The following is a 22,805-nucleotide window of genomic DNA, read 5'->3' on the forward strand; positions in this document are numbered from 1 at the left end:
CCGCGCGCACCGCCCCGGCCTTCCCGCCCGGATCGACGCCGACGCGGAGCTTCGCGCCTTCATCCTCGCCCGTATCGACGCCTTGACCTTCCCCCAGCTCGAAGGCGAAGTGGCCAAGGCATTCCCGCCGGAACGCCGCGTGCGCAAGAGCGCTATCCACGTGTGGTGGCAGAAGCACCGCGACACCCGCGCGGCGAAATCCGGTCCGAGATAGTCCGAGGTCTGCGAGGGTAGTCCGGTATCAAAACCCTCTGTAACCCTATGTCAGGAACAGTTGTTACTACACAGCAGCGCCCCCTGCCGCCCCACCGCAAAGGCGCCCCCTCAGACCGGCAGCACCGCCAGCGCCACCCGGCGCCCCTCGCTCAGGAGCACGTTGTAGGTGCGGCAGGCCGAGGGCGAATTCATCGCCTCCACCGCCAGCCCCGCGTCCTCCAGCCGCGCGCGCAGACCGGCGGGCAAATGCGCGGTTTCGGCCCCGGTGCCGACGAACAGCACGTCGACCGCGCCGCACAGGCTCAGCAGGGCATCGGCATCCTCCAGCCCGCCCCAGGCGGACCGCCCCCGCGCCCAGAGCAGCATGGGCCCCTCGTGCGCCTCGCCCTTGACCCGGAAGAACCCCGGCCCGTAGCCCTCCACCGGCACCGCGTCGGTATAGACGATCTCGTTCAGTCGCATGTCGTGTCCCCCTATTCCCAGACCGGCAGCCCGGACAGGGCCGCCACCGCGATCAGCGCATAGGCCGCGCCCCGGTAATATCGTTCATGGGCGGGACGGAACAACCACCCGCCCAGCCAGTTCCCCGCCACGTTCGGCACCGCCAGCAGCACGCCCAGCAGCGCGCCCGCCAGCGTCACCCGCCCGAACCCCGCCATCCCCAGGATGATCAGGATGTCGAAGACGAAAAGGAACAGCAGGATGGTCGCCCGGATCACCGCCACCGGCAAGGGGCGCGCCATGTAGAACAGGATCACCGCCGGCCCCGGCAGCCCTGCCAGCCCGCCCAGCAGCCCGGCGGCGCCGCCGATCCCCGTCACCATCGCCCGCGTCACCCGCCCGTGCCAGCGCAAGCCCAGCATCAGCACCGCCAGCATCCCCAGCGTCACCAGGCTGACCGCGTAGCGGAACACCTCCGGTTCGGTCCGGGTCAGCAGCCACAGCCCGACCGGCAGCGCCAGCGCGCAGCCCAGCACCAGCCGCCCCAGGTCGCCCCGTTCGACCGAGGCCCAGGCCCGGCGCAGGTTCGGCAAGGGGCCGAAGATATCCATGAAGGTCAGCGCCAGCATCGCGCCAAACGGGCCGAGAAAGGGCGCGGCGACGGGCAGAAAGACCATCGCCGTGCCGAACCCGGTGAACCCCCGCACCAGCCCGCCCAGAAAGGCCGCCAGCACGATCCAGCCCAACCCCTCGGGGGCCGGGCCGAAGAGCTCAGGCATCGATGTCGCCGAACTGCGTGCCCGCGCCGTCGGCGGGCTTGGACCAGTCGCGCTTGACCCCCAGCCACATGACAAAGGCCGAGGCGACGAAGATCGACGAATAGGTGCCGACGAGGATGCCCCAGGTCATGGCAAAGACAAAGCCGCGGATCACGTCCCCACCCAGCACCAAGAGCGCAATCAGCGCCAGCAGCGTGGTGAAGGAGGTCATGAAGGTCCGGCTCAGCGTCTCGTTGATCGACCTGTTGAGCACCTCGCGCAGGTCCAGCGACTTGTACTTGATCAGATTCTCGCGCACCCGGTCGAACACGACGACGGTGTCGTTCAGCGAATAGCCGACGATGGTCAGCAGCGCCGCGATGATCGACAGGTCAAAGCGGATGCCCACCTCGGAAAAGATGCCGATGGTCAACACCACGTCGTGGATCAGCGCGATCACCGCGCCCAGCGCGAACTGCCATTCGAAGCGCAGCCAGATGTAGACCAGCACCGCAAAGATGGCGAGCGCCACGGCAATCACCGCCGTGCGGATCAATTCGCCCGACACCTTCGGTCCAACCGATTCGACCGAGACGAACTTGATGTCCGGCGCCACGGTCAGCAGCGCCGCCTCGGCCTTGGCGATCATCTCGGCGCTGACCGCTTCTTCGCCTTCCAGCGCGCCCAGGCGCACCATGGCGACGTTCTGCTCGGGGCCGAAGTTGGGGTCGAACACCTCCGAGATCACCACGTCGCCCAGCTGGATCGCCGCCAGCGCGTCACGGTAGGCGCCCACATCCACCGGCTGCGCGCTTTCGGTGCGGATCGTCGTGCCGCCGCGAAAGTCGATGCCGTAGTTCAGGCCGCGCACGCCAAAGCTGACCAGCGCGATCATCATCATGAAGGCCGAAATCCCCAGCCACAGCACCGGCCGCGAAAAGAAGTCGAAGTTGGTTTGGTCAGGGACCATTCGCAAACGCATGTCAGACCTCGATCGTTTTCGGACGGCGGCGTTCGAACCAGAAGACGATCAACAGCCGCGTGACAAAGATCGCCGTGAAGACGGAGGTCAGGATGCCAAAGCCCAGCGTGACGGCAAAGCCGCGCACCGGGCCGGATCCCATGACGTAGAGGATCACCGCCGTGATGAAGGTGGTGATGTTGGCGTCGGCGATGGCCGAGATCGCCTTTTCATAGCCCAGTTCGATGGCGCGGGCCGGTCCCCTGGCGGTCTTCAGCTCCTCGCGGATCCGTTCAAAGACCAGCACGTTGGCGTCCACCGCCATGCCGACGGTCAGCACGATGCCGGCGATGCCCGGCAGGGTCAACGTGGCCCCGATCAGCGACAGCAGGCCGAACAGCAGCGCGATGTTCACGATCAGCGCGATGTTGGCAAAGACGCCGAACAGCCCGTAGCTGAGCAACATGAAGACCAGCACCGCCGCAAAGGCCACCGAGGTAGCGACCTTGCCGGCGTCGATGCTGTCCTGCCCCAGTTCCGGGCCGATGGTGCGTTCCTCGAGGAACACCATCTTGGCCGGCAGCGCCCCGGCGCGGAGCAGCACCGCGAGGTGGGTCGATTCCTCGACCGTGAAGTTGCCGGTGATGATGCCCGATCCGCCGGCGATGTGGCTCTGGATCACCGGGGCCGAGATGACCTCGTTGTCCAGCACGATGGCAAAGGGCGAGCCGATGTTGTCCGCCGTGTAGTCGCCGAACTTGCGCGCACCGGACGGGTTGAAGGTGAAGTTCACCGCCGGGCGGCCGTTCTGGTCAAAGCTGGGCTGGGCGTTGGTCAGCTCCTCGCCGGTGACCACGGGGGCGGTTTCGAGGATGTAGAAAACCCCCTCCTGGTCGAGCGAGGGCAGCACCTCGTTGCCGACACCGGGCCGTTCGTTGACGTTGTCGGTGCGGCCGACGACGGGCTGAAAGGTCAGCTGCGCCGTGGTGCCGATGATGTCCTTGAGTTCCTGCGCCGAGCCGATGCCCGGCACCTGGATCAGGATCCGGTCGAACCCCTGGCGCTGAATCGTCGGCTCTCGGGTGCCGACCTCGTCGATCCGGCGGCGGATGATCTCGAGGCTCTGTTGCAGCGTGCGTTCGTCCAGCGCGCTGCGTTCGGCCTCGGACAGGGTGATGACCAGTTCGTCATTCTCGCCCCTGATTTCGATGTCGGTCGATCCGGCGCCGGTCAGCGACACCACCGGACGCGCCAGGCCGCGCGCCAGTTCGATGGCGCGGGCCATGCCGGCGGGTTCCGAGATCTTGACCCGCAGTTCGCCCGGGGTGGCCATCGGTTGCAGGCGGATGGTGCCCACGGTGTCGCGCTCGTCGCGCAGCACGTCGCGGATCTCCGGCCACAGCGCCTCCATCCGCGCCTCGTAGACGTCGGCGACCTGCACTTCAGCCAGCAGGTGCGCCCCGCCGCGCAGGTCGAGGCCCAGGTTCACCAGCCCCGAGGGCAGGAACGACGGCCAGCTGGCCGCCGCATCCCGGTTCTCGGTCGTGTCGAGCCCGTTCTCGATCGCCTTCACGGCATCGTTATGCTGCTCGACCCGGGTGTAAAAGGCATTCGGCATCGCCAGCAGCAGGCCAGTGACGACAACCGCCCAGACCAGGACGCGTTTCCAGAGATCGACCTGCATCATGGGAAATCAGCTTTCGGCCGGTTCGGTCTTGGACAGCACCTGCGCGACAGTGGCCTTGACGACGCGGACGCGGACGCCCTCGGCGATCTCGACCTCGATCTCGCGTTCGTCCTTGACCTTGACGACCTTGCCGATCAGCCCGCCCTGGGTCACCACCTGGTCGCCCCGGCGCAGAGCGTTCACCATGTTCTGATGCTGCTTCATCTTCTTCTGCTGCGGACGGATGACGAGAAAGAAGAAGATCGCGAAGATCGCGACCATGAAGAAGAGCGACGACATCGCTTGCGGATCCATGGGATGCTCCTGTTGATTGCGGCGGGGCACCCCCCGCGAAATTTTCGCGGAACCTATGCGCGGCGCTGCGCAGATGCAAGGCGGGCGCGCGGCCATCGCGGCTTTATCGCGGCCGCTGAGCCGAATTCGACCGCCGCCGCGCCCCGACGGTTTCCTGTGCTGGCTTGTCGCCACCCCCGGGCCGGACTAGCTTTCCTCGGCGAACAGGGCCAACCGCGAAAGGCGCCCATGCTGCGATTGCTGTCCTGTCTTGTCCTGCTGCCCCTGCCGCTGCTGGCGGAGACGTCGATCGGGCGGCTCAACACCACCGGATACCGCGTGTCCGAGATGTGCACCGCCAGCCTCGTCGCGCCGGGCCTTGCGCTGACCGCCGCGCATTGCGTCACCCGCCCCGAGGACGGTTACCTCAAGCGGATCACCGACATGGTGTTCGTCGCCGGCTGGGACGGCGAAGGCCACAGCGGCGCGGCCCACGTCAAGGCGGTGCGCGTCCACCCCCTGGCCTTTGTCGACGGCCGCTTTGACCTGCGCCACGACATCGCGCTGGTCGAACTGGCGACCCCGGTCGACCAGCCGCCGCTGCGCATCGGATCGGTCGCGCTGCCCGGGCCGCTGACCCTGGTGGGCTACCGCCACTCGCGGCCGCACCGGCTGACCGTCACGCCGCTGTGCTACGGCACCGAGATTGACAGCCTGTGGCGCATCGACTGCCGGGTGGAACAGGGCCAGAGCGGCGGGCCGGTCATGGCCGGAGAGGGCGACGCGCGGCGCATTGTCGCCGTGATTGTCGCCGTCACCCGCGACGAACAGGCGCTGGCGGTGCCGGTGGACGGCTGGTTGCGGCGACAATTCGCGGCAGGGGCGGGAGTTTGGCCTTGATCGCGGGTCGCCCCTCTACCCTCCTCGGACGGGATAGGGCATAACCCGCCCGACTCGATTGCACTCTGGAGGAGACGATGCACGACATCCGCGCCATCCGCGACAATCCCGAAGCCTGGGACGCGGCGCTTGTCCGCCGTGGGGTGGGGCCGCTGTCGTCCTCCGTTCTCGACCTCGACAAGGCGCGCCGCGCCGCCATCACCGCCGCCGAAGAGGCCCAGGCCGAGCAGAACCGCGCCTCGAAAGAGGTGGGCAAGGCCAAGGCCGGCGGCAATGAGGCCGAATTCGAACGCCTGCGCGCGCTGGTGGCCGAAAAAAAGGCCGAAGTCGCCGCGATGCAGGACAAGGCCAAGGGGCTGGACGCCGAGCTGACCGCCCTGCTGGCCGGCATCCCCAACCTGCCGCTGGACGACGTGCCCGAGGGCGCGGACGAGAATGACAATGTCGAGATCAAGCGCTGGGGCACACCCCGGACCTTCGATTTCGCACCGAAAGAGCATTATGAGATCGCCGGCGTGACGCCGGGCATGGATTTCGAGACGGCGGCCAAGCTGTCGGGCGCGCGCTTTGTCGTGCTGTCGGGCGCGGTGGCGCGCCTGCAGCGGGCGCTGGCGCAATTCATGATCGACACCCATGTCGAGGAAAACGGCCTGACCGAGGCCTGGACCCCCGTGCTGGTGCGCGAGGACATGATGTACGGCACCGGACAGCTGCCCAAGTTCGGCGAGGACAGCTACCAGACCACGAACGGCTGGTGGCTGGTGCCCACCGCCGAAGTGACGCTGACCAACATCGTCAACGGCGTGCTGGTCGACGAGAACTACCTGCCCCGCCGCTACGTCGCGCATACGCAGTGCTTCCGCTCCGAGGCGGGCAGCGCGGGCAAGGACACCGCCGGCATGCTGCGCCAGCACCAGTTCGAAAAGGTCGAGATGGTCTCGATCACCCATCCCGACCACAGCCGCGCCGAGCATGACCGCATGACCGCCTGCGCCGAGGGCATCCTGGAACGGCTGGGCCTGCCCTACCGCACCGTGGTGCTCTGCACCGGCGACATGGGTTTCGGCGCGCGCCGCACGCATGACATCGAGGTCTGGCTGCCCGGCCAGAACACCTACCGCGAGATCAGCTCGGTCTCGGTCTGCGGGGATTTCCAGGCGCGTCGGATGAACGCACGCTTCCGTCCCGCAGGCAGCGGAAAGCCGGATTTCGTGCACACGCTGAACGGCTCGGGCCTCGCCGTGGGGCGCTGCCTGATCGCGGTGCTGGAGAACGGCCAGCAGGCGGATGGCTCGGTCGATCTGCCGGCGGTGCTGCACCCCTACCTTCGCGGCCGCACCCGGCTGACCGCCGAAGGGGTGCTGGCATGACGCGGACGGCGCAAGACCCGGCGCAGGTGGCATGACCCGGCTCTGGTCCCTTCTCTGCGCGCTTGCGGCGCTGGCCTTCGCGGCGTCGCCCTTCGTGGTGACCGGGTTCAACGGCTTCGAGCCGTCGCAGTTCCCGGTCCCGCTGGAGGACCCGCCGGTGCAACCCGCGGGCTACGCCTTTGCGATCTGGGGGCTGATCTACCTCTGGCTGATCGCCGGCACGCTGTTCGGAGCCATCGCGCGCGGCGACGACATCGACTGGGAACCGATGCGCAAGCCGCTCTTTGCCAGCCTCGCGCTGGGGGCGGTCTGGCTGCCCGTGGCGCAATGGTCGCCGGTGCTGGCGACGGTGCTGATCTGGCTGATGCTGGCCACCGCGCTGGTGGCGCTGTTCCGTGCCGGGGACACCGACCGCTGGCTGCAACAGGCGCCGGTGGCGATCTACGCGGGCTGGCTGTCGGCGGCCTCCTGCGTGGCGCTCGGCGTGGTGATCGGCGGCTACGGCTGGTTGCCGCCCACCCCTGCCGCGCTGTTGGCGCTGTCGATCGGCATGGCGCTAGCCGTCACCATGCAGTACCGCCTGCACCGCGCACCGGAATACGGCATCACGGTGATCTGGGCGCTGATCGGCGTGGTGGTCTCCAACTGGCAGCCGTTCAACGCCGCCGTGATCGGGCTGGCCGTGCTCGGCATGATCGCCATCCTGGGCGTCCGCGGCACCGACACCGAGTAAGCGGCTGGACAGCCCGCCCGCCCGCCGCCTAGGCTGACCATCCCTGTCCCGCTGCGAAAAGGCCTCCGTGATGCGCGCCCTTCTCCTCGCCGCCCTGCTGACCGCCACGCCGCTTGCGGCGCAGGACACAGGCCAGTTCACCGACCTCACCGGCAGCTACCGCGTCGAGGGCCGCAACCCCGACGGCTCGGCCTATTCCGGTACGCTCACGCTCACCGCCAGCGGCCCGCGCTACATCGGCGACTGGACCATCGCCGGGCAAAGCTTTCGCGGCAGCGGCACGCTCGACGGCCGCATCCTCACCCTGCAATGGTCCGAAGGCGCCGAGCCGGTGGTCTATGTCCTGATGCCCGACGGCGCATTGCACGGCACCTGGGCCGACGGCCGCGCCCTCGACCGGCTCGAACCGCAGCGCTGACCACCCCACCGCCTGCCGTCCGCAAGTGCCTGTTTCCCGGAGCCATCCCTCGCAGATGCCGGAAAGAGGCGGGCGGCGCGGGCGTGCAAGGGGGCGGCACGCCCCGCCGCAGGCGGCTTGCCCTTGCAGGCCCGTGTCGGCTGTCTCAGGCATCGGTCTGCGAGGGATGGCTCCGGGACACGGGCACGGGCCTGTTTGCAGGTGAGTCCGGAGCCTTCTTTCGCGCGTCCGCAGGACGCGCGCCGGTCGCCCCGCGCCAGCGGGGCGAAACCCCTCTCGGCTCCAAATCCAAAGCCGGCGCGGAAGGCCCGCTCAGGTCTTCTTGGCCTGCAAGCTGCCCAGGTGCTTCTTCAGTGCACCGGCGTTCTTCTTGCGTCGGCCCTTGTAGGGGTTCTTGTCCCCCTGCCCGCGCATCATCAGCCGGATCGGCGTGCCCGGCATGTCGAAATCCTCGCGCAACCCGTTCACCAGGTAGCGCGAATAGCTCTCCGGCAGCTTGTCGGGATGCGAACACATCACGACAAAGCCCGGCGGCCGGGTCTTGGCCTGCGTCATGTAGCGCAGCTTGATCCGGCGGCCCTGCGGCGCCGGCGGCGGATGGCGCTGGATCATGCCGTCCAGCCAGCGATTCAGCTGCCCGGTCGACACCCGTCGGTTCCACACGTCGTAGGCCTGCATCACCGCCGCCTGCAGTTTGTCCAGCCCCTTGCCGGTGCGCGCCGACACGGTCACCAGCGGCGCGCCGCGCAGCTGCGGCAGGGCCAGCTCGAACTGCTCGCGCAGCCACTTCAGCTTGTCCTGCTTCTCGTTCTCCACGTCCCACTTGTTGACCGCCACCACCACGGCGCGGCCCTCGCGCTCGGCGAGGTCGGCGATCTTGAGGTCCTGAGTCTCGAAGGGGATCGCCGCGTCCAGCAGCACGATCACCACCTCGGCGAACTTCACCGCGCGGATGCCGTCCGAAACGGACAGCTTCTCCAGCTTTTCCTGCACCTTGGCACGCCGCCGCATCCCGGCGGTGTCAAAGATCCGCGTCGGCACACCGCCCCAGTCCGTGGTGACGGAAATGGCATCCCGCGTAATCCCTGCCTCCGGCCCTGTCAGCAGGCGGTCCTCGCCGATGATCGCGTTGATCAGCGTGGACTTGCCCGCGTTCGGACGCCCCACCACGGCCACCTGCAAGGGTTTGTCCAGCGTCGGCACGCGGGGGCCGGCCTCGATGTCGTCGCCGTCCTCGTCGGACACAACCACATCCGTCTCCGGGGCATCCGCCTCGGCGCGCGCGGCAAAGGCATCCGACAGCGGCAGCAGGATCGAGTACAGTTCGTTCATCCCCTCGCCATGCTCGGCCGACAGCCGGATCGGCTCACCCAGGCCCAGGCCATAGGCCTCGATCACCCCGGCGTCGGCGGCCGATCCCTCGGCCTTGTTGGCCGCCACGATCACATGCGCCGACCGCTTGCGCAGGATCTCGGCAAAGATCTCGTCGTCGGGCAGGATGCCGGCGCGGGCGTCGACCAGGAACAGGCAGATGTCCGCCATGTCCACGGCGCGTTCGGTCAGCCGGCGCATCCGCGCGGGCAGCGAATCGTCGGTGGCGTTCTCCAGGCCGGCGGTGTCGATCACGGTAAAGCGCAGGTCGCCCAGCCGCGCCTCGCCCTCGCGCAGGTCGCGGGTCACGCCCGGCTGGTCGTCGACCAGCGCCAGGCGCCTGCCGACCAGGCGGTTGAACAGGGTCGACTTGCCCACATTGGGGCGGCCGACGATGGCGAGCGAGAAGGTCATGAGCGGCTCCGAGGATCAGGCGCGGGGCTTAGCGCATTTTCGACAGGGTGGAAAGGGCAAGGGCATCGACCGGCTTTGGCCTCGAGCATGTCCGCCAGACCCTGGCCCCGCACGCCGAAGCCACACCAATCCTCTTTGGTCCTTCAAGTATCCCGGGGAGAGACGCGCCAAAAGCGCGGCGGGGGCAGCGCCCCCCGCCCGAGCCGCCGGCCAAAGGCCGGCGCGCGAGACGACCAGCGCGCGCGTCAGCGCGCACCTTCGGATTGCGCGTCGCTCAGCGGTAGGCGTGCAGCACACCCTTGCGCGACACCACGTAAAGCGTGCCGTTGGCCACCACCGGGCGGGTCGTGGCGCCGCCGGGAATGGCGATTTCCTGCACCAGCGCCCCGTCCACCGGGTTGAATCCGCGGATCTTGCCGTCCGAACTGGCCACGATCAGCCGACCGCCCGCCAGGATCGGCCCATGGTTGGCAAAGGCCTTGTTGCGGCGGCGGTTCGGGTTGCGCTTTGGCTCATAGCCCGGGAGGTCCTGGGTCCAGATGACCTCGCCGGTGGCAGAGTCGAGGCGCACCAGCTCGTTCAGGTCCGACACGAAGAAGACCGAGCCGCCCGCCGGCCACATCGGCCCCAGCGCGCCGTACTTGGCCGTCCACAGCCGCTCTCCGTTGTAGATCGACAGCGCCACGGTCCGGCCGGAATGGTTGCCGGCATAGATCGTGTCGCCCTCGATCAGAGGATCGCCGGTGATGTCGTCGATGCCCGCGATCGTCAGCCCGCTGCGACGGCCCAGCAGGTCGGCGTTCCAGACCTGAAGTCCGCCCTGCCGAAAGGCGCCCTTGACCGCGCCGGACCCGAAGGCAAAGACCACGTACTTGTCGTTGATGGCCGGCGCCGGGGCCCCGACGATGTTGTTGAAATCCTCGGTGCCGTCGATCTGCCAGCGCACGCGGCCGTCCTTGGCCTCGACGGCCCAGGCGGTGCGGTCGCCGGAGACGACGTAGACCAGGCCATCGCGGTAGCTGGGCGCGCCGGTCGCGGTGTTGTCCAGGTCCTGCTCCCACAGCTTGCCGCCCGTCGCCGGGTCGAGCGCGGTAAGCTTGCCAAAGCCCGACGACACGAACAGCGTGCCCTCGCCGTAGGCCAGCCCGCCGCCCTGTCCTTCGGGCGCCTTGTCACGCTGCGGCACCAGCGCCGCGGTCCAGAGCGCCTGCCCCGACAGCGCGGTCGCCTGCACCCGGTGATCCGAATCCATCGTGAAGATACGGCCGCCCGCCACGATCGGATCGACGTTGAGCCGGGTCTTGCGGCCGTCGCCCGCGCCGATCGAGACCGCGAAGGCCTGCGTCAGGTTCTGGCCCAGCGCCGGATGGGTGACGCGCACATGCGGCGAGACCGGGCTTTGCGCCCAGTCCGTGTTGGTGGTCATGGCGGGGGCGGAAAAGGCGCGCGCCTGCGGCACCTCCACCTCTTCGGGCGCGGTGCCGTCGGCGTAGTCGCCGGTCAGGGCGTCGCGGACGTTCATCCGTTCGCCCGGCAGGATGGTTTCACGTTCGGAACATCCGGCCGCGAGAAGCGCCGCCAACGAGATCAGCAAAGAGGTCTTGCGCAGCATCTGGATGCCCTTTCGTCACCATCCGGGGCACTTCCCCCCGACGCGTGCCCCAGGCGGGGCTTAGTTCGCGGGCGGCTCGCCGCCCAGCGCCACAATCAGTTGCGAGGCGCGCCGGCGCAAGCCCTGCGTCGCCTCGGAATCCTCGGCAAGGCGTTTAAGGCGCTCCTGCGCCGCCGCCGTTTCGCCGGTTTCGATGTCGATCAGCGCCAGTTGTTCCTCGGCCAGCAGCCGCAGCGGCTGTCCCGGAACGGCCAGCGCCTCGAACCCGGCGCGGCGTTCCTCGACCGGCAGCAGTTTTTCGCCACGGGTCAGCGCCTTGTAGCTGGCGATCTGGCGGTAGATCGACGGGATTTCCGCGTTGGCCGCGACCTGTTGCAGCCGCGCGACCGCCTCGGCATCGTTGCCGGCGCTGGCCTCTTCCGCCGCGGTCAGCAGCGTCAGGATCGCCTGGGCCCCGGCCTGCGGTGCGGAAATCTGGCCAAGTGCGGCGATGCGCGCGGCCTCGTCTTCCTTGCCCAGCGCGGTCAGGATGCTGTCGCCGAATTCCTGCGCCGCGCGCTCGGTCGAGGCGATGTGCCATTCGCGGTACGCGGTGCCGCCGACGATCAGCAGCACGATCGCCACGCCGACCCAGCCCCACTTGCGCATCAGCGCGAACAGCCGGTCGCGCTTGACCTCTTCGGTCACCTCATCGATGAAACTGTCGGTGTCGCTCACCCGGGCCCCCTAGGCTTGTTTTCCTTCTCTTACATGCCATGTCCGGCACTGCCAAGGCGGGAACGGTCCCCGGGGCGTCTTGGGTCCGTCCAACGCAGCGGGGGCGAATCTCCGCACCCCGGCTCCGCACCCGCAACAAGACCACGTGAAAAATGTATCTAATCGCCGAATTTCCGCCGCTTGGCGCTGCAAAAGCGGGTGCCGCGCTTGAACAGGCATGGGGGAAACCCTAAAACTGAACGACACGGTTCAGGCAAGGCGGCGGGCGAGTCCCCGCCGGCTGGAACGGCCGTAACCAGGGAAAGCGCCGGGGCCGGAGGGCGGGCGCCACAGGGATACTGACCAGATGCGCATCATGTCGATCTTGACCGCCGGCCTCGTCGCGGTGCTGCTCTACGCGCTGGTGATGGACCGCGACCGGCTGATGAGCTTTGCCCGAGACACGGCGCCGACCGCCCTGGCGGAGGATCCATCACCCGTGGACGCCACGCCGCCGGCCGCCGAAACGGCCGTCGTCCCGCCTGCCCCGGTCTCCGGCGACGCGCCGCTGCCCGAGGGCGCGGTGCGGGTCATGGCGCGCCGCTCGGTCGCGCAGGTGGTCGACAGCGCGGTGATCCTGCGCGGCGAGACGCGGGCCATGCGCGAGGTCGAGGTGCGGGCCGAGACCTCCGGCAAGGTCGTCTCCGAGCCGCTGCGCAAGGGCGTGATGGTCGAGGCGGGCCAACTGCTCTGCCAGATCGACCCCGGCACACGCGACGCCAGCCTGCAGGAGGCGCTGGCGCGGCTGGCCGAGGCACAGGCCCGCCTGCCCGAGGCCGCCGCCCGGCTGGCCGAAGCGCGGGCCCAGGTCCCGGCGGCCCGCGCGCGCATCCTCGAGGCCGAAGCCGCGGTGCCCGCCGCCGAAGCACGGCTGGCCGAGGCGCAGGCCGGCGTTCCCGCCGCCGAGGCGCGGCTGGCCGAGGCCAAGTCACGCATCCCCGAGGCCGAGGCCCGCCTGGCCGAGGCAACCGCGCGGGTTCCCGAGGCCGAGGCGCGGCTGGCCGAGGCCGAGGCCCGCGTTCCCGAGGCCGCCGCGCGGCTGAAAGAGGCCGAGGCCGCCGTGCCCGCGGCCCGAGCCGCCCTCATCGAGGCCGAGGCCCGGACACCCGAGGCCGAAGCCCGCGTCAGGGAAGCCGAGGCCCGCGTGCGCGAGGCCGAGATCAACCTGACCGCCGCCCAGTCGCTGGCGCGCGATGGCTTTGCCGCCCAGACCCGACTGGCCGCGGCCGAAGCCACGTTCGAAGCCGCCAAGGCGCAGGCGCAATCCGCGCAGCTGGGCCTGAAGTCTGCCGCCGCGGGCATCGAGGCGGCCAAATCCCGGGTGCAGGGCGCGCTGGCCGGCGTCGAGACGGCCAAGAGCGGCATCATCAACGCCGAGGCCGGGGTGAAATCCGCCAAAAGCCAGCTGGAATCGGCCAAGGCCGGCATCCAGGCCGCCGAAAGCCAGATCCAGAATGCGCTGGCCGGGGTGCAGAGCGCCGAAAGCCAGATCCAGGGCGCCAAGACCGCCGTCGCCTCGGCCCTGTCGGGCGTCGAGGGCGCCAAGGCCGCGGTGATCCTGGCCAAGTCGCAACTCGAAGGCGCGCTGGCCGGGGTGCAGACCGCCATGACCGGCGAGGAAAGCGCCCGCAGCGCGATCCAGTCGGCCGAAGCCTCGGTCGCCGTGGCGGAAAAGGAAATCGAGCGGCTGAAGATTCACGCGCCCTTTGCCGGGCTGCTGGAAACCGACACCGCCGAACTGGGCGCGCTGATGCAGCCGGGGGCGGCCTGCGCCACGGTGATCCAGCTGAACCCGATCAAGCTGATCGGCTATGTCCCCGAGACCGAGGTCGCCCGGGTCGAGGTGGGCGCGCGCGCCGGGGCCCGTTTGACCAATGGCAAAGAGGTGGTCGGCGTGGTGAGTTTCGTGTCGCGCAGCGCCGACCCGGCCACGCGCACCTTTTCCGTCGAACTGACGGTGGACAACGCGGATCTCGCGATTCGCGATGGTGAGACCGCCGAGATCGCCATCGAGGCCGACGGCGCCAAGGCACACCTGCTGGCCTCCTCCACCCTCACCCTGAACGACGAGGGCCGGCTGGGCGTGCGCACCGTCACCGAGAATTCCTCAGCCAAGTGGATGAACGTCGCCATCCTGCGCGACACCCGCGACGGCGTCTGGGTCACCGGTCTGCCCGATACCGTCGACGTGATCACCGTCGGCCAGGAATTCGTCACCAACGGCGTGATCGTGGTACCGAGTTACGAGGACACCATTCAATGACCGGGATCGTCGACTGGGCCGCCGCCCGTGCCCGAATGATCATCGCCTTCGTCGCCCTCAGCCTGATGGCCGGGGGCTACGCCTATGTCTCGCTGCCCAAGGAGGGCGAACCCGACATCGAGATCCCCGCGCTGTTCGTCTCGGTCCCCTTCCCCGGCATCTCGGCGGCGGACGCCGAAAAGCTGCTGGTCAAGCCGATGGAGACCGAGCTTTCGGACCTCGACGGGCTGAAGTCGATGACAGCGACCGCCTCAGAAAGCTATGCCGGCGTGGCGCTGGAATTCGAGTTCGGCTGGGACAAGACCAAGATCATCGCCGACGTGCGCGACAGCATGAACAGCGCCGAGGCGCAGTTTCCCGAGGGCGCCGAGAAATACTCGATCAACGAGATCAACTTTTCCGAGTTCCCGATCCTGATCGTCAACCTGTCTGGCCAGGTGCCGGAACGCACGCTGAACCGGGTGGCCAAGGACCTTCAGGACCGCATCGAGGGCATCGACGCGGTGCTCGAGGCGGGCATTGCCGGTAACCGCGACGAGATGCTGGAGGTGGTGATCGACCCGCTGCGGCTGGAAAGCTACAACGTCACCTTCGACGAGTTGATCCGCGTGGTGCAGAACAACAACCAGCTGATCGCCGCCGGCGAGGTCGAGACCGAGGGCGGCACATTCGCGGTCAAGATCCCCTCCAGCTTTGACGATCCGCGCGACGTCTTCGACCTGCCGGTCAAGGTGAACGGCGACCGGGTGGTGACGCTGGGCGATCTGGCGTCGATCAACCTGACCTTCGAGGACCGCCAGGGCACCGCCCGCTTCAACGGCGAGCCGACGGTCGCCTTGCAGGTGGTCAAGCGCAAGGGTTTCAACATCATCGACACCGTGGCCGAGGTGGAGCGCGTGGTCCGCCAGGCCGAGGCCGACTGGCCACCGGAACTGCGCGCCGTCCTGACGGTGGGCCTGTCGAACGACCAGAGCCGCCAGGTCGAAAGCATGGTCAAGCAGCTCGAAGGATCGGTGCTGACCGCCATCGCGCTGGTGATGATCGTGGTGCTGGCCTCGCTGGGCCTGCGTCCGGCGCTGCTGGTGGGCTTTGCGATCCCGACCTCGTTCCTGCTGTGCTTTCTGCTGCTCGCCCTGATGGGGGTGACGATCTCGAACATCGTGATGTTCGGGCTGATCCTGGCGGTGGGGATGCTGGTGGACGGCGCCATCGTGGTGGTCGAATACGCCGACAAGCGCATCGCCGAAGGCACCGGCCCGATGCACGCCTATGTCGAGGCCGCCAAGCGGATGTTCTGGCCGGTGGTGTCGTCCACCGCGACGACGCTTTGCGCCTTTCTGCCGATGCTGTTCTGGCCCGGCGTGCCGGGCGAATTCATGGGGATGCTGCCTGTCACGCTGATCTTCGTGCTGTCGGCCAGCCTCGTGGTGGCGCTGGTCTACCTGCCGGTCATGGGCGGCGTGTCGGGCCGGTTCTCGCGCAACATCCACCGCGCGGGACTGGCGCTGCGGCGCGCGGCCCCCTGGCCGGTGCGCGTGGCGCTGGTGCCGGTGGCCCTGCTGGGGCTGTTCATCGGCGCGATGATGGTGCTGAACCCGGACTACCTGTGGCAGACCGACGAGATCGGCTTTGCCGCGCGGCTGCCCGGCATCGTTGTCTTCCTGCTGTTCGCGGTGATTTCCTCTGTGGTGATGGACGCCGCCGCGATCCAGCGCAAGCCGCGCCGGGTCGAGGCGGGCTATCGCCGCAATGCCTTTGGCTGGTTCATCAAGATGATCGCCGGCAACCCGGTGATGCCGCTGGTCACCGTGGGCGCGATCATCTTCTTGGTGATAAACGTGTTTTCCTACTTCGGCGAGAACAACAACGGCGTCGAATTCTTCGTCGACAGCGAACCGGAGATGGGCATCGTCTACGTCCGCGCGCGCGGCAACCTGTCCCTGGCGGAAAAGGACGCGCTGGTGCGCCGCGCCGAGACGATGGTGCTGGCCGATCCGGGCGTGCAGAGCGCCTTTGCCTTTGCCGGGGACGGCGGGCTGAACAACAACACCGGCGGCGCCGAGGCGCCCAAGGACACCATCGGCCAGATCCAGTTCGAGACGATCCCCTGGGAGGACCGCGCCGCCTATGCCCGCAGCCACGCGACCGAAGTCTCGCTGGCCGATCTGGACGGCGACGTGGTGATCGACCGGCTGACCGCCCAGCTGGGCAGCATCCCGGGGGTCCAGATCGAGATCCTGAGCCAGGCGCGCGGCCCGGCCTCGGGCAAGCCGGTGCACCTGCGGCTGACCGGCGACAACTGGGATGACCTGATGGCCGCCGCCGGAACGGCGCGGGCGCAGTTCGACGCCCTGCCCGGGCTGACCCTGATCGAGGACACCCGCCCCCTGCCCGGCATCGACTGGCAGATCGACGTCGACATCGAACAGGCCGGCCGCTACGGCGCCGACGTGGCCACCGTGGGCGCCATGGTGCAGCTGGTGACGCGCGGCATCCTGCTGGACACCATGCGCGTCGATTCCAGCGACGAGGAAATCGACATCCGCGTCCGCCTGCCCGACGAGGACCGCGTGCTGTCGACGCTGGACACCCTGAAGGTGCGCACCCGCGACGGGCTGGTGCCGCTGGCCAACTTCGTGCAACGTACCCCGGTCAAGCAGCTGGCCGAGATCAACCGCATCGACCAGAAGCGCTATTTCGACGTCAAGGCCGGGGTGGCAGACGGGCTTGTCAGCCTTGTGCGCGGCACGGGCGACGCGGCGCAGGTGCTGGCCTACGGCACCGCCACGCAGACCGGCGACCAGGTGCCCTTTGCGCACGGCGAGGCGGTGCACTACGTGTCGCCCGACTTGCTGCCGCAGTTGCAGGCGGCGGGCGAAGCGCTGCGCGTGGTGCCGGTCAATGCCAACGAACGCATCGCGGCGGTGACACGCTGGCTGGAGACCGCGCCGCTGCCGGCGGGCATATCGTGGGAATGGACCGGCGACCAGGAGGAACAGGCCGAAAGCCAGGCCTTCCTGATGTCGGCCTTTTCGGCGGCGCTGTTCCTGATGTTCATCATCCTGCTGGCGCAGTTCAACAGCTTCTACAACTCGGTGCTGGTGCTGCTGGCGGTGGTGCTGTCCACCACCGGGGTGCTGATCGGGATGCTGGTCATGGGGCAGTATTTCTCGATCATCATGACCGGGACGGGGGTCGTCGCGCTGGCCGGGATCGTGGTGAACAACAACATCGTGCTGATCGACACCTACCAGGACTACGCCCGCTACATGCCGCGGATCGAGGCCATCGTGCGCACCGCGCAGGACCGCCTGCGCCCGGTGCTGCTGACCACGATCACCACCATGGCGGGCCTTGCGCCGATGATGTTCGGCCTCAGCCTCGACTTCTTCGGCGGCGGCTATTCGATCGACAGCCCGACCGCGCTGTGGTGGAAGAACCTGGCCACGGCGGTGGTTTTCGGCCTGGGCATCGCGACGGTGCTGACGCTGGTCTTTACCCCGTCGATGCTGGCGATCCGGGTCTGGTTCACCACCTACGTGCTGTGGTTCGCGCGGCTGCTGGCGCGGCTCAGCTTTGGCCGCGGCAGCCAGGCGGCGCGCGACTGGGCGCTGACCCGCGCGGCACGCCAGGTGAAATCGCCCGAGATCATCTGGGACGAAGACCCCGCCCCGGCGTTGACACCCGCGCCGGAACTGCGCGCGGCGGAATGACGGCACCGCCGGGCACCCTGCCCGGCGGCCCTTTGCCGATCCGAAATCACGGATTTATTTCAGCACCTTGCGGGCGGCAGCGGCTTTGCTAAATGAGCGCTCGACGGCACAGAGCCGTTGTTGCGCGGGCGTGGCCCGCATGTGGAGTTCACAGTTAAATGAAAAAGACCATGATTGCCCTGATGGCCGCCCTGACGGTTGCAGGCGGCGCAGCCTATGCCGAAGTGGCGGATGCCGACGGCGACGGCGCCTACAACATGGACGAAATGAAGGCCGCCTACCCGGACCTCACCGAAGAGGTCTTTGGCCAGATCGACACCGACGCGAACGGCACCATCTCCCCCGAGGAGCTTGAGGCTGCCATCGCTGCCGGCACGATCGCAGGCTGATCCCTCACACGGGCGATGTTGGGGCGTCCCGGGCAACCGGGCGCCCCTTTTTCATGGCACGCGTCAGGAGCGGGTCTTGCCGCCCTTCGCCTTGCCTCTCCCGTCCCGGCAGCGGTCCGAGCAGTAGCGCACCTGGTCCCAGTCCCGCTCCCATTTCTTGCGCCATGTGAACGGACGGCCGCAGGCCGCGCAGGTCTTTTGCGGCAGGTCGGATTTCTTCACACCGCGGGGCATCAGAAGTCAAAGCTCTGCTGGCGGTCGTCCCGCGCCTTGCGGCCCGGCCGGGGGGCGCGGTCATTGACGAAGTGGCGCTGCGGGTCCTTGCGCGAGGCATGTTTGCGCACCACGCGCTGCGCCTCATCACGAAACGTCTCCCTCTTGCGCAGCGCCCAGAGCGCATCACGCGCCGTCCGCGCCGCCTCCTTCACATCGACGATGGGCGCCGGGTAGTCGACCTTGCCGTCCCAGCGCCAGGGTTCCTGGTGGAAAGCACCGGGCACATCGCGCAACTCGGGGCACCAGCGGCGGGTGAATGCCCCGTCCGGGTCCTGGTCAAACCCCTGTTTCACCGGGTTGTAGATGCGCAAGCTATTGATGCCGGTGGTGCCGGACTGCATCTGGCACTGGCTCCAGTGGATGCCGGGCTCATAGTCGGTGAACAGCCGCGCCAGGTGCCGCCCGGTGATCTGCCAGGGCAGCCAGAGGTGATAGGACGCCACGCTCATCAGCATCGCGCGCATGCGGAAGTTCAGCCAGCCGGTGGCGATCAGCGACCGCATGCAGGCATCGACAAAGGGCAGCCCGGTCTCGCCCTTTTCCCAGGCGGCGAGGCGGGCCGCATCCGGCGGCATCGGGCGCAGCCCGGCATGGGCGCGGTGCAGTTCGCGCCATTCCAGCGCCGGTTCGTCCTCCAGCTTCTGGATGAAGTGGTCGCGCCAGGCCAGCCGCGACTGGAAACTGCTCAGGCTGCCGGACCAGCCGGTGCGCGTGCCCTTGACCTCACGCTGGCGATCCGTTGTCGCATGGACCACCTCGCGCGGGGTGATGACGCCCAGCGCCAGGTGCGGCGACAGGCGCGAACAGGCCCGCGCGCCGGTCAGCGGCGAGGACATGTCGCTGCGGTAGCTCTGCCCACGCTCGGCCGAGAAGCTGTTCAGCAGCCGTTCGGCCTGCACGCGCCCGCCGCGTTGGCGTTCCGGGCAGGGATCGGGCGCCAGGCCCAGCGCCGCCGCAGAGGGCAGCGGATCAGAGCGCAGGTTGACCCCCGGCAGCGCCCTGGGAGCGGGCAAGGGATCGCGCGCGATCACCGCGTTGCGATGCGCGGCCCAGCCGTCGCGGTCATGTCGCCCCCGGCGGATGGCGGAATGCGGCAGTTCCTCCCACCGCACGCCCTGCCCGCGCGCCCAATCCGCCACCGCGCGGTCACGGGCAAAGGTCCAGCCGTTGCCCGTCTCCTGCGTGCTGACCAGCGCCGTCGCATCGGTCCCCTGCCGCACCGCCTCCAGCACCTCGACCGCCGCACCCACCCGGATCACCAGGTCGCTACCGAGTGCGCGCAGGGCATTTCGCAGCCCCTCCAGCGTCTCGCACAGAAACGCGTAGTGCCGGGCCGAGGCATCGGGCTGCCGCCACAGCCCCGGCTCGACGATGTACAAGGGCACGATACCGCCCAGCGCCTGCGCCCGCAGCAGCGCCGCGTTGTCCTGCACGCGCAGGTCACGCTTGAACCAGAGGATGGTGGACATCCGCTCTCCCATCAGCCGTCCCGGCATTGCAGCCCTGTCGCCGGGCGCCTAAAACTCTAGGTCAAAGGCCATCCGTTTCCAGATGCGCGCAGATGCGAGGACCCCATGAAAGACGCTGCCCCCAAGACGATCTACCTCAAGGACTACACCCCCTTCGGCTGGCGGGTCGAGGATGTGCATCTGACCTTTCGCCTGGCCCCCCGCGCGACGCGGGTGATTGCGAGAATCCACTTCGCCCCCAATCCGGAGGCCCCGGCGCAGGACTTCTTTCTGCATGGCGAACAGCTGACGCTGATCCGCGCCGCCATCGACGGGGTCGAGGTCACACCCGAACTGACCGAAGAGGGCCTGCGCTGCGCGGTGCCGGACGGCCCGTTCCTGTGGGAAAGCGAGGTCGAGATCGCGCCCGAGGCAAATACCGCGCTGGAAGGGCTCTACATGAGCCGCGGCATGTACTGTACCCAGTGCGAGGCCGAAGGCTTTCGCAAGATCACCTATTACCCGGACCGCCCCGACGTGATGAGCGTCTTTACCGTGCGGGTGGAGGGCGATCTGCCGGTGCTCTTGTCGAACGGCAACCCGGTCGCGCGCGGCGACGGCTGGGCCGAATGGCACGATCCCTGGCCGAAACCCTCCTACCTCTTTGCGCTGGTCGCCGGCGACCTGGTGGCGCATCCGGACCGCTTCACCACCCGGTCGGGCCGTGACGTGGAATTGAACATCTGGGTGCGGCCGGGGGACGAGGGCAAATGCGCCTTCGGCATGGAGGCGCTGAAGAAGTCGATGACATGGGACGAGGAGGTCTATGGCCGCGAATACGATCTCGACGTGTTCAACATCGTCGCGGTCGACGATTTCAACATGGGCGCGATGGAGAACAAGGGGCTGAACATCTTCAACTCCTCCGCCGTGCTGGCCAGCCCCGAGACCGCGACCGACGCCAACTTCGAGCGGATCGAGGCGATCATTGCGCACGAGTATTTCCACAACTGGACCGGCAACCGGATCACCTGCCGCGACTGGTTCCAGCTCTGCCTGAAGGAGGGGCTGACGGTGTTCCGCGACCAGCAGTTCACCGCAGATGTCCGGTCCGCCGCGGTGGCGCGGATCGACAACGTGGCCATGCTGCGCGCCCGCCAGTTCCCCGAGGACCAGGGCCCGCTGGCGCACCCCGTCCGGCCCGAAAGCTTTCAGGAGATCAACAACTTCTACACCGCGACGGTCTACGAGAAGGGCGCCGAGGTGATCGGCATGCTCAAGACGCTGGTCGGTGACGAAGGCTATGCCAAGGCGCTGGACCTCTACTTTGACCGCCACGATGGCGACGCCGCGACGATCGAGGACTGGCTGAAGGTGTTCGAGGATGCGACGGGGCGCGATCTGGCGCAGTTCAAGCGGTGGTATGCGCAGGCCGGCACGCCGCGGGTGAAGGTGGCCGAGGACTGGGCAGACGGGACCTATACCTTGACCTTCACCCAGCACACGCCGCCGACCCCCGGGCAGGCGCAAAAGCTGCCGCAGGTTATCCCGATGGCGGTGGGCCTGCTGAACCCCAACGGCGACGAGGTCGTGCCGACCACGGTGCTGGAGATCACGCAAGCCGAGCAGAGCTTTACCTTCGAGGGGCTCGCCGCGCGGCCAGTGCCGTCGCTGCTGCGCGGCTTCTCGGCGCCCATCGTGCTGGAACGCGAGGCAAGCCGCGAGGAACGCGCCTTTCTGCTGGCGCATGACACCGATCCGTTCAACCGCTGGGAGGCCTCGCGCCTGCTGGCGCGCGAAAGCCTGGTGGCGATGATCTGCGACGGCGCCGGACCGGACGAGGCCTGGCTCGACGGGCTGGAGCGGCTCTTGCGCGACGACACGCTCGACCCGGCCTTCCGCGCGATGATGATCGGCACGCCGTCGGATTCGGAACTGGCGCAGGTGCTGTTCGAACGTGGCGTGGTGCCGGACCCCGACGCGATCTGGGCCGCGCAGGAGACGCAGTTGCAGGTCAAGGCCGAACGCTGGGCCGACCTGCTGCCGAGGCTCGCGGCCGAAGGCCAGGTGACGGAGCCTTATCGTCCGGACGCCGCACAATCCGGCAAGCGGGCGCTGGGGGCTGCGGCGCTGATGCTGACGACGCGGCTGGATGGCGGCAAGGCAGCGGCGGAACAGTTTGCCAGCGCGGACAACATGACGCTGCAACTGTCGGCCCTGGCGCAACTGGTGCGCGCCGGACGCGATGCCGAGGCGCTGGCCGCCTTCGAGGCGCAGTGGCGGCATGACCGGCTGGTGATGGACAAGTGGTTCGGCCTGCAGGTGGGTGCCGCGGCGCCCGACCAAGTGGTGCCACGGGCCGAGGCGCTGACCGGGCATCCGGATTTCGATCTGAAGAACCCCAACCGGTTCCGCGCGGTGATGGGCGCGCTGGCGGCGGCGCACGCCGGGTTTCACCGCAAGGACGGCGCGGGATATCGGCTGCTGACGGATTGGCTGATCCGGCTGGACGACCTGAACCCGCAGACCACGGCGCGGATGTGCGCGGCCTTCCAGACGTGGAAACGCTACGATGCCGGACGCCAGGCCTTGATCCGCGAACAGCTGGAGCGGTTGCGGGACAAGCCGAAGCTGAGCCGCGACACGGGAGAGATGATCGGGCGCATCCTGGGGGCCTGATCGCGGCGGCAGGGGCAAGGGCCAAGGCGCTTCGAAGCGCCTTGGTCACCGCCGTTCGAACGGCGCGCCCAACGGCCTTGCAAGGCCGTTCCAAGCGGTTTCGAAACCGCTTGAAAGCCGCTTCGAA

Annotated in this window: 18 protein-coding genes and 1 pseudogene; 9 read left to right on the top strand and 10 right to left on the bottom strand. The window is 68.5% G+C overall.

The annotated features are described in order from the left end of the window. Positions 1-214, top strand: a pseudogene (locus MAA8898_RS26460) (hypothetical protein); the annotation flags it as partial. A 110-nt stretch (positions 215-324) separates the two neighbouring features. On the opposite strand, the gene MAA8898_RS23765 reads toward MAA8898_RS26460, so the two are convergent. The 5 genes from MAA8898_RS23765 to yajC are packed head-to-tail and all read right to left on the bottom strand — an operon-like array spanning position 325 to position 4,357. Beyond that, positions 325-678: an Mth938-like domain-containing protein gene (locus tag MAA8898_RS23765; RefSeq protein ID WP_094023517.1), complete on the bottom strand. Its 354-nt coding sequence runs from the start codon at positions 676-678 to the stop codon at positions 325-327. A gap of 11 nt (positions 679-689) precedes the next feature. After that, the gene (locus MAA8898_RS23770) at positions 690-1,436 is read right to left on the bottom strand and encodes a sulfite exporter TauE/SafE family protein (RefSeq protein WP_094023518.1); all 747 of its coding nucleotides are present in this window, start codon (positions 1,434-1,436) and stop codon (positions 690-692) included. Continuing rightward, the gene (secF, locus tag MAA8898_RS23775) at positions 1,429-2,397 is read right to left on the bottom strand and encodes a protein translocase subunit SecF (protein ID WP_094023519.1); all 969 of its coding nucleotides are present in this window, start codon (positions 2,395-2,397) and stop codon (positions 1,429-1,431) included. The genes MAA8898_RS23770 and secF overlap by 8 nt, the downstream gene beginning before the upstream one ends. A 1-nt stretch (position 2,398) precedes the next feature. Further along, positions 2,399-4,063, bottom strand: coding sequence for a protein translocase subunit SecD (secD, locus tag MAA8898_RS23780; RefSeq protein WP_094023520.1), 1,665 nt, complete (start codon positions 4,061-4,063; stop codon positions 2,399-2,401). 6 nt (positions 4,064-4,069) lie between these two features. Next, positions 4,070-4,357 (bottom strand): preprotein translocase subunit YajC, encoded by a 288-nt coding sequence (yajC, locus tag MAA8898_RS23785; protein WP_176445302.1) that lies wholly within the window; start codon positions 4,355-4,357, stop codon positions 4,070-4,072. 228 nt (positions 4,358-4,585) lie between these two features. On the opposite strand from yajC, the gene MAA8898_RS23790 reads away from it, so the two are divergent. The 4 genes from MAA8898_RS23790 to lfb1 all read left to right on the top strand — a co-directional run bounded on the left by MAA8898_RS23790 (position 4,586) and on the right by lfb1 (position 7,757). Further along, positions 4,586-5,236, top strand: a complete 651-nt coding sequence (locus tag MAA8898_RS23790; protein ID WP_176445303.1) for a trypsin-like serine peptidase — start codon at positions 4,586-4,588, stop codon at positions 5,234-5,236. A 77-nt stretch (positions 5,237-5,313) separates the two neighbouring features. Further along, positions 5,314-6,606 carry a serine--tRNA ligase gene (gene serS / locus MAA8898_RS23795; protein WP_094023522.1) on the top strand — a complete coding sequence of 431 codons (1,293 nt, stop codon included), beginning with the start codon at positions 5,314-5,316 and terminating at the stop codon, positions 6,604-6,606. 31 nt (positions 6,607-6,637) lie between these two features. Next, positions 6,638-7,339 carry a TspO-related membrane protein gene (locus tag MAA8898_RS23800; RefSeq protein WP_094023523.1) on the top strand — a complete coding sequence of 234 codons (702 nt, stop codon included), beginning with the start codon at positions 6,638-6,640 and terminating at the stop codon, positions 7,337-7,339. A 70-nt stretch (positions 7,340-7,409) separates the two neighbouring features. Next, complete coding sequence (gene lfb1, locus MAA8898_RS23805) at positions 7,410-7,757, top strand: LIC10280 family protein (RefSeq protein WP_245853608.1); 348 nt, start codon at positions 7,410-7,412, stop codon at positions 7,755-7,757. 312 nt (positions 7,758-8,069) lie between these two features. Here lfb1 and der read toward each other — a convergent pair whose 3' ends face one another. From der to MAA8898_RS23820, 3 genes are all read right to left on the bottom strand, one after another. Further along, a complete protein-coding gene (der, locus tag MAA8898_RS23810; protein WP_094023524.1) occupies positions 8,070-9,542 on the bottom strand; it encodes a ribosome biogenesis GTPase Der in 1,473 nt (490 codons plus the stop codon). Between the two features lie 274 nt (positions 9,543-9,816). Beyond that, positions 9,817-11,154, bottom strand: a complete 1,338-nt coding sequence (locus tag MAA8898_RS23815; protein ID WP_094023525.1) for a PQQ-like beta-propeller repeat protein — start codon at positions 11,152-11,154, stop codon at positions 9,817-9,819. 60 nt (positions 11,155-11,214) lie between these two features. Beyond that, positions 11,215-11,871 carry a tetratricopeptide repeat protein gene (locus MAA8898_RS23820; protein WP_094023526.1) on the bottom strand — a complete coding sequence of 219 codons (657 nt, stop codon included), beginning with the start codon at positions 11,869-11,871 and terminating at the stop codon, positions 11,215-11,217. Between the two features lie 355 nt (positions 11,872-12,226). On the opposite strand from MAA8898_RS23820, the gene MAA8898_RS23825 reads away from it, so the two are divergent. The 3 genes from MAA8898_RS23825 to MAA8898_RS23835 all read left to right on the top strand — a co-directional run bounded on the left by MAA8898_RS23825 (position 12,227) and on the right by MAA8898_RS23835 (position 18,275). Continuing rightward, on the top strand, positions 12,227-14,173 hold the full coding sequence (locus MAA8898_RS23825; RefSeq protein WP_245853610.1) for an efflux RND transporter periplasmic adaptor subunit: 1,947 nt from the start codon (positions 12,227-12,229) through the stop codon (positions 14,171-14,173). Next, the gene (locus MAA8898_RS23830) at positions 14,170-17,886 is read left to right on the top strand and encodes an efflux RND transporter permease subunit (RefSeq protein ID WP_094023527.1); all 3,717 of its coding nucleotides are present in this window, start codon (positions 14,170-14,172) and stop codon (positions 17,884-17,886) included. Before MAA8898_RS23825 ends, MAA8898_RS23830 begins: the two co-directional genes overlap by 4 nt. Positions 17,887-18,044: 158 nt before the next feature. Continuing rightward, entirely contained in the window at positions 18,045-18,275 is a 231-nt protein-coding gene (locus MAA8898_RS23835; protein ID WP_094023528.1) for a hypothetical protein, read from the top strand. Positions 18,276-18,338: 63 nt separating this feature from the next. Here the strand turns inward: MAA8898_RS23835 and MAA8898_RS23840 are convergent, their stop codons facing one another. Beyond that, on the bottom strand, positions 18,339-18,509 hold the full coding sequence (locus tag MAA8898_RS23840) for a DUF2256 domain-containing protein (RefSeq protein ID WP_094023529.1): 171 nt from the start codon (positions 18,507-18,509) through the stop codon (positions 18,339-18,341). Continuing rightward, the gene (locus MAA8898_RS23845; RefSeq protein ID WP_094023563.1) at positions 18,509-20,020 is read right to left on the bottom strand and encodes an FAD-binding domain-containing protein; all 1,512 of its coding nucleotides are present in this window, start codon (positions 20,018-20,020) and stop codon (positions 18,509-18,511) included. The genes MAA8898_RS23840 and MAA8898_RS23845 overlap by 1 nt, the downstream gene beginning before the upstream one ends. A gap of 105 nt (positions 20,021-20,125) precedes the next feature. On the opposite strand from MAA8898_RS23845, the gene pepN reads away from it, so the two are divergent. Beyond that, a complete protein-coding gene (pepN, locus tag MAA8898_RS23850) occupies positions 20,126-22,678 on the top strand; it encodes an aminopeptidase N (RefSeq protein ID WP_094023530.1) in 2,553 nt (850 codons plus the stop codon). Positions 22,679-22,805 lie beyond the last annotated feature (127 nt).

The sequence above is a fragment of the Antarctobacter aquimaris genome, assembly GCF_900184945.1.
GTDB lineage: Bacteria > Pseudomonadota > Alphaproteobacteria > Rhodobacterales > Rhodobacteraceae > Maliponia > Maliponia aquimaris.